This is a genomic window from Clostridium sp. UBA2485, from assembly GCF_002341865.1.
GTDB lineage: Bacteria > Bacillota > Clostridia > Clostridiales > Clostridiaceae > Clostridium_J.
The window spans coordinates 1-7,518 of sequence record NZ_DDOV01000057.1 but is presented as its reverse complement, the minus strand read 5'-3'; the positions used below and the strand labels follow the sequence as shown (position 1 = coordinate 7,518).

At 28.5% G+C, this 7,518-nt stretch carries 6 protein-coding genes and 1 pseudogene; 6 read left to right on the top strand and 1 reads right to left on the bottom strand.

The annotated features are described in order from the left end of the window. Positions 1 to 52: 52 nt before the first annotated feature. The 6 genes and pseudogenes from B3603_RS12070 to B3603_RS12045 all read left to right on the top strand — a co-directional run. A pseudogene (locus tag B3603_RS12070) lies at positions 53 to 256 on the top strand (Asp23/Gls24 family envelope stress response protein); the annotation flags it as partial. A 12-nt stretch (positions 257 to 268) separates the two neighbouring features. Next, on the top strand, positions 269 to 1,909 hold the full coding sequence (locus B3603_RS12065; RefSeq protein ID WP_291565123.1) for a DAK2 domain-containing protein: 1,641 nt from the start codon (positions 269 to 271) through the stop codon (positions 1,907 to 1,909). Between the two features lie 82 nt (positions 1,910 to 1,991). Further along, positions 1,992 to 4,025 (top strand): ATP-dependent DNA helicase RecG, encoded by a 2,034-nt coding sequence (gene recG, locus B3603_RS12060; RefSeq protein ID WP_291565121.1) that lies wholly within the window; start codon positions 1,992 to 1,994, stop codon positions 4,023 to 4,025. A gap of 235 nt (positions 4,026 to 4,260) precedes the next feature. Further along, positions 4,261 to 4,818 carry a 16S rRNA (guanine(966)-N(2))-methyltransferase RsmD gene (gene rsmD / locus B3603_RS12055; RefSeq protein ID WP_291565119.1) on the top strand — a complete coding sequence of 186 codons (558 nt, stop codon included), beginning with the start codon at positions 4,261 to 4,263 and terminating at the stop codon, positions 4,816 to 4,818. Positions 4,819 to 4,820: 2 nt separating this feature from the next. After that, a complete protein-coding gene (gene coaD / locus B3603_RS12050) occupies positions 4,821 to 5,330 on the top strand; it encodes a pantetheine-phosphate adenylyltransferase (RefSeq protein WP_291565117.1) in 510 nt (169 codons plus the stop codon). After that, the gene (locus B3603_RS12045) at positions 5,314 to 5,880 is read left to right on the top strand and encodes a hypothetical protein (protein ID WP_291565115.1); all 567 of its coding nucleotides are present in this window, start codon (positions 5,314 to 5,316) and stop codon (positions 5,878 to 5,880) included. The genes coaD and B3603_RS12045 overlap by 17 nt, the downstream gene beginning before the upstream one ends. Before the next feature lie 91 nt (positions 5,881 to 5,971). On the opposite strand, the gene ylbJ is transcribed toward B3603_RS12045, so the two are convergent. Beyond that, the gene (ylbJ, locus tag B3603_RS12040) at positions 5,972 to 7,126 is read right to left on the bottom strand and encodes a sporulation integral membrane protein YlbJ (RefSeq protein ID WP_291565125.1); all 1,155 of its coding nucleotides are present in this window, start codon (positions 7,124 to 7,126) and stop codon (positions 5,972 to 5,974) included. Between the last annotated feature and the right edge of the window lie 392 nt (positions 7,127 to 7,518).

The following is a 7,518-nucleotide window of genomic DNA, read 5'->3' as shown; positions in this document are numbered from 1 at the left end:
TTTTTTGGTTAGGTTTAAAAAAAATGCTAAAATTGTATTAGGGGAGTTTTAAAGGGGTAAAACCCTAAGCAAAGGTGTCAAAATAAATACGAAAAATGAATCCTTAACAGTAGAATTATATATAATAGTAGAATATGGAACTAAAATTTCAGTAATAGCTAATAATATAATTCAGAAGGTTAGATACAATATGGAAAACTTTACAGGACTTAAGGTTTCACAGGTTACAGTAAACGTTCAAGGTGTGAGGGTCTAGGAGGTATCGACATTGAAATACTTAAAAATAAATGGGCATGATTTTTGCAACATGATTAGAAACGCTTCTAATAAGTTAGAGGAGCAAAAGGAATATGTAAACTCACTAAATGTATTCCCTGTGCCAGATGGAGATACAGGGACAAATATGTCTATGACATTTAAAACAGCAGTAGGTGAAGTTGAAAATTTAGATAAAGAAACAGTAGATGAAATATCTCGAAAGTTAGCAAGAGGAGCACTTATGGGTGCTAGAGGTAATTCAGGTGTTATTCTTTCTCAAATATTTAGAGGCATAGCAAAAGGACTTGAAGGCAAAAGTGAGGCATCAGTAGAAGACATTAAAGAGAGTATGGTGCAAGGTGCTAATTTTGCTTATAAGGCAGTTATGAGACCGACAGAAGGAACAATACTTACAATAATAAGAGCTGCAGCTGAAGGAATAAAAACAAGTAATGCTAAAGATGTAACTAGTTTATTTGAAGAAATTTGCAAGAATTGCGAAGAGATGTTAAACAAAACACCTGAGATGTTACCACAGTTAAAACAAGCCAAAGTTGTGGATGCTGGCGGAATGGGATTATTAATCCTTTTCAAGGGTATGCATGAAGCTTTAAAAGATGACCTTAAAGTTGACCTTAACACTAAAATTTTAGAAAATAAAGTGGTAGAAATGGCAAGTCCAGAAGTTCATATTGATTCTGCAGATATTAAATTTGGATATTGTACAGAATTTATAATACTATCTGAAAGAGTTAATATTCCAGAGTTTAAAGAAGAACTTGAAAGACAGGGAGATTCTATAGTATTAGTAGGACTTGAAGATATAGTTAAAGTTCATATTCATACTAATGATCCGGGGCTTGTGCTTTCAAAAGCTGTTAAGTTTGGAGAATTGTCAAAAATCAAAATTGATAATATGAGAGAACAGCATAGAACTTTAATGGATTATGAAGAAGGTGACGCTACTCAGGCAGTTACTTCTGTAGAACCACCAAAGAAATATGGATTTGTAACTGTTGCTAGAGGAGAAGGTATTAAAAATATTTTTGAAGATTTAGGCGTTAACGTAGTAATAGAGGGCGGTCAAACTATGAATCCGAGCACACAGGACATAGTTGAAAGTATAAATAAAGTGAATGCAGAAAATGTTTTTGTACTTCCAAATAATAAAAATATAATAATGGCAGCAAATCAAGCTATAGAATTAGTAGATAAAAATGTAATAGTTATACCAACAACTACAATACCACAGGGGATTACTGCTATAACAATGTTTAATAGCGAAGTCTCACCAAAAGAAAATAGTGAAAATATGACAGAATGTAGTAAGAATGTTATATCAGGTTCAGTAACTTATGCAATTAAAGATACTGAAGATAATGGAAGAGTTATAAAAGAAGGTAATATTCTTGGACTTGTAGAAGGAAAAATTAGTAAAATAGGAACTGATATATATGATATTTGTGAAGAGTTAATTTCTAGCATGATAAATGATGATAGTGAACTTATTACTATATTCTATGGAGAAGATTGTAGTGTTGAAGAGGTAAATAAACTTCTAGAAAAGCTAGAAGAAAAATATCCAGATATGGATGTTCAGTGCTTTGATGGAAAGCAACCATTATATTATTTTATTACATCTGTAGAGTAAAAAGCCTTAGGGCTTTTTTTCTATATATGGTATATTTGTAATGGGCGAAGAAGCTTTAAATTCTATATATGGAGTGAATGTTGTGAATTTATATAATGATATTAGTTATGTTAAGGGTGTAGGGCCTAAAATGGCAGAAAAACTTAATAAATGTGGAATTTATAGTGTTTTAGACTTACTTTTGTATTTTCCTAGAGATTATGAATTAATAACTGTAGGAAGTGACATTAATGGATTTAATGAAAAAGATAAGGTAATATTGGAGTGTAAAGTAGTAAGTATATTAAGAGATATAAGAACTAAGAATAATAAAGTTCTTTCTACTATAATATTCAGTGCTAATAATAAAACTTTTAAAGGTCAATGGTTTAACCAGCCTTATGCTAAAAATAGTTTTAGAGTCAATGAAAAATACATATTAAGTGGCAAAATTGAAAAATTTAATAATGAAGTTAGGATGAACAATCCTAAGATACTTAGAAATGTAACTTTAGATGATAATAAAATATTAGCTAAATATTCTCTTAAAGATAATTTAAGTAATAATTTTTTAAATAAAGCTATTACTGAGGTTTTATCTCATACAAAAATTATTGAAAATTTACCTGAAAAAATTATAGAGAATTATAATTTTATTTCCTTAGATGAGGCAATAAGACATATTCATAGTCCAAAGGATAATAATAGCTTAAAAGAAGCTAAAAGAAGGTTAAAGTTTCAAGAACTATTCACATATTCTATGAAGGTCTTATTACTTAAAGAGCTTAATAAAAACTGCAGCGGAGTACCATTTAAAATATGTGATGAGCTTACAACTCTTAAGGCAAAACTACCTTTTGAATTGACAGAAGCTCAAAGTAGGGTAGTAAGAGAAATTTTAATAGATCAAAAGAAAAATATTGTTATGAATAGATTAGTTCAAGGTGATGTAGGAAGTGGAAAAACTATAGTTGCATTGATATCATTATTCAATGTTATCAAAAATGGATATCAAGCGGCAATGATGGCTCCCACAGAGATTTTAGCAAAGCAACATTATTATGAAGCTATAAGACTTTTTGAAGGGTTTGATATAAAAATAGAACTTTTAACAGGAAGTACTACTGCTAAAAATAAAGAATTAATTAAAGAAGCTCTATCTAATGGAGAAATAGACCTTTTAATAGGAACTCACGCGCTTATTGAAGATAATGTAGTATTTAAGAAACTAGGTATGATTGTTACTGATGAGCAACATCGTTTTGGAGTAAATCAAAGAAATAAATTAGGAAGTAAGGGAGAAAATGCAGATATACTTGTAATGAGTGCTACTCCTATACCAAGGACATTAACCCTTTATCTTTATGGAGATTTAGATGTGTCTACCATAGATATTCTTCCACCAGGAAGAAAAAAAGTAGATACCTATTATGTAGATAAAAAAGAAAGAGATAGAGTATATAACTTTGCACTAAAGGAAATTGCGGAAGGACGACAGGTTTATATAGTATGTCCATTAGTTGAGGAAAATGAAGATTTAAACCTAAGTTCTGTGGAAAGTTTATATTTAGAAATAAAGGAAAAATACTTTAAAAATATTGAAATTGAAATACTTCATGGTAAAATGCCTAATAAAGAGAAAAATTTAATAATGGAAAGTTTTAAAGAGGAAAATATTAAAGTTTTAATTTCTACTACAGTTATTGAAGTAGGAGTTAATGTACCTAATGCTACTTTGATGATAATTGAAAATGCTGAAAGATTTGGATTATCTCAACTTCATCAGCTAAGAGGACGAGTAGGAAGAGGAAGTTACAAGTCCTATTGTATATTAATAGCAGATATAAAAAGTGATACTACGAGAAGAAGAATGGAGACTATGAAAAATAGTAATGACGGATTCTTTATAGCAGAGGAAGATTTAAGGATTAGAGGAGGCGGAGAGGTCTTTGGATTTAAACAATCTGGTGAAAGTGGACTTTTACTTGCAGATTTAGCAGAAGATTTTCAGCTCTTTAAGATAGCTAATAAAGAAGCTAAAAATATAATATTTAGTAGTAAAGATGAAGATTTGAAAATTAAAGAAGAAATAAGAAAAATGCTTGAGAGAAGTTCTAAATATATTTGTTTTAATTAAATTAGTTCTGCCAAGTAAAACATAAGTTAAAAATAGAGATTTATTTTATATCAGAAAAAGTTATGGAATCTGTTCGTAGGGTGATATGAATTAGATTTAATAACTTAGAATGAAAAAATAGATAATATTTAAAATAGTGTTAAATCTTATATAAAGACTTTACATAATGTATAATTTATACTTATAGTAAGATTATTAAAGCAAAATCTTTAATTAAAATCTAAGGAGGAAATGAATGAGAGTTATTGCTGGAAAAGCTAAAGGAAAAAAGTTATTACCACCAGAGGGGATGGGAACCAGACCAACTTTAGATAGAGTAAAAGAATCAATATTTAATATAATACAAAATAGGGTTAGAGATGCAGTGTCTATTGATATATTTTCAGGCACAGGAAGCTTAGGAATAGAGGCTGCCAGTAGAGGAGCTAAACATAGCTATTTGATAGAAAAAGGAGATAGTAGTTATAATCTTTTAAAGAAGAATGTAGAAAATTTAAAATTTCAAGATATATGTACTACTTTAAAAGGGGATTGTTATCATTATCTTGAAGGGTTTGGAAAAGAAAAAAAAGTTTTTGATCTCATATTTATAGATCCACCTTATGCTAAGGAGATGATACCACCAGCAATAGAGTTGATCTCAAAATATAACCTTCTTCAAAGAGAGGGTCTTATTGTTACAAAGATAGATACAAGTGAAGTTATATACGAGGGAAATGACAAAATAATATTAATTGACAAAAGAAAGTACGGAAATACAACAGTATGTTTCTATGAGTATAAGGAGATTTAAAAATGAGAAAAGCAGTTTATCCTGGAAGCTTTGACCCTATAACTAATGGCCATTTAGATATAATAAAGAGATCATCTTACGTCTTTGATGAGGTGATAGTTGCAGTATTAATAAATCCCGATAAAAAAGGTTGGTTTGAAGTCAATGAAAGAGTGGCTCATATACAGAAGGTTATAGCGCCTTATAAAAATGTTAAAGTTAAAAGTTTTAGTGGATTATTAGTAGATTTCATGAATGCAGAAGAAGCTGATGTGATAGTTAAAGGACTTAGATCTATGTCTGACTTTGATTATGAGTTTCAAATGGCACTTATGAATAAGAAATTAGATAAAACAAAGGAAACTGTATTTATGATGACAAATTCTAAGTATTCTTATTTAAGTTCTTCTGCCACAAAGCAGGTTGCTTTATTTGGAGGATGTCTTGAAGATTTAGTTCCTGATGAAATTAAGGAAGATTTAAAGGAAAGAGCTAAAATTAAGAGGGGGGATAATAGTGGACAAAAAAGTTAACAACATCTTAGAGCTTATAGATTATCTTGAACAGACAGTAAAAACTTCTAGCAATTTACTTGGAAAGGTAAATTTAAGTAAGAAAGAAATGCTTAATATTATAAGTGAATTAAAAGCAGACTTACCAGAACAATTTTTAGAAGCAAAGGAAATTGTTGAAGCTAGAGGACAAATATTAGATAATGCTAGAAGAGAGGCAGAGGCTATAAGAGAAGATGCAAAAAGAAGAATTCAAAGAGAACTTGAAAATTCTGATGTAATAAGAGCAGCGGAACATAAGGCAAATGAAATTCTTCAAGAAGCTAATGCTGAAGCGAGAGAGATGAAGTTAGAAGCTACTAAATATGCTAAGGAATTAAAAGCTAATGTGCTAAATTATGCGGATGAAACCTTAAGCAACCTTCAGAAGGAAATAGATATTAATGGAGAAGCTATAATTATAAAAATTAACAAGGAAGTAGATACTATGCTTAGAAATATGCATAAAGAGATTACAAGTACTACTTCTATTGTTAGAGAAAATATTAAAGATTTAGGAAATATGAAATAATGCTTATAAATTACAGCTATAATTTATAAGCATTACTGAAACTTTTAATATTAAAAATGTAGTAGTTTTTATTATTCACCTTTTAAAATAATTAGGACTCTATTTTGGTTATAATTAAAGGGAATAATATAACTAATATGACTATCAAATATATTTGAGAGCTGTTTATATTATAATAGCTATTTTGTAAAAAGGTTTCTTGAGAAAAATTAAAAAATGGCAATTTACATAATAATAAGGTTATTAAGGCGCTAATAGCACCTTGGATTGTTTTATAAAATAAATATTTTTTCATAGAAACTTTAAATTTATATACTAAAGAGTAAACTTGGGAAGTTATTGAAAGTCCGCTAAAGGTAATTAAAAAGCTTAATAAAAGCAGTTTAGTATTTAAATCAATAGAAGACTTAGTTATAATGTTACAGCCATTTGTTATTTCAATCATTCCTAAAATTAGACCTTGAATGACTTCAAAGGGAATGGTTGTAAAAGTAGATATTTTTTCTAAGGTAATGTTAAATAAAACATTGCCTTTTATTATGTTTATAATTACTGAAAAGATGACTATAAATCCACCTATAGATAATGCAGTTTTAATGGCATCTTCTATGGAGTTTTTAAAAGCTACACCTATGTTTAAATTATTGCCATACACAAATACATTTTTACTACTTGTAGAATTATTATTTTTATATCTATTAGGAAGTATTAAACCCATTGCTATACAAGAAAGAAAATTTGATAACAACAATAAATATCCCATGTAAACATTCCCCAGCATTGCTGTCCCTACTGCTCCTATTATAAAAAGTGGACTTCCGTTAGAAGCAATATTTAAAAGCCTCTCGTAAGTTTTATAATCTATTAAATTTCTTTCGTATATATCACTAGAATATCTAGCACCTAAAGGGTATCCACAAAAAGCACTAACAAGTATTGCTAAGCTGCAGTTTTTTGAAAGTCCTAATGGATAAGAGATTATTTTCCCAAGTATTTTAGAGTAAATTTGAATTCCACCAAAAGAAATAATCATATTTATTAATACTAAAAATGGAAATAATGACGGGAATACAGAATTAAAAAAAAGTTTAACACCATCTACAGTAAATCCCATGCATTCTTTTGGATTAGCTATTATATAAATAATGATTAATGATGCTAAAATGGTGAGTATAGCATTGAATCCATAGTTTTTTATAAGTTTATAAAGTATAAATAATGAAATAATTAAAATAAAAACATACATAAGTTTCAATATTATGCAACTCCCTAAAGTATAATATACATATATAAAATATATTTACAAAGGGGACAACTTATGTGTTAATTTTAATAAATTATAAATTTACTATTTTATTTAAATTTTATTTAAGACAACTTAAAACAATTTAAAATTGACGATGGACAATTTTAAATTGTGGTTGAAAATAATCTTAAACAAATTAATTTCTTAAATAGATTTTTTGTTAGCAATATAATTGCTAGTTTTTTATAAGAAGTTATTATGTAACTTCAGGGGAAATTAATTCCAAATTTCTCGGCCATTGCTGAGAAATATCCAAAATTGTGAATTGAATAAAATTGTAACTAGCCCATTAAAAAAATCCTGAGGTCAGTCAGGATTTTTTTAATGGGCTA

Excerpts from the sequence above, each read along its gene's own strand:
- rsmD (WP_291565119.1), top strand. The coding sequence starts at position 4,261 with ATGAGAGTTATTGCTGGAAAAGCTAAAGGAAAAAAGTTATTACCACCA.
- coaD (WP_291565117.1), top strand. The coding sequence starts at position 4,821 with ATGAGAAAAGCAGTTTATCCTGGAAGCTTTGACCCTATAACTAATGGC.
- ylbJ (WP_291565125.1), bottom strand. The coding sequence starts at position 7,126 with ATGTATGTTTTTATTTTAATTATTTCATTATTTATACTTTATAAACTT.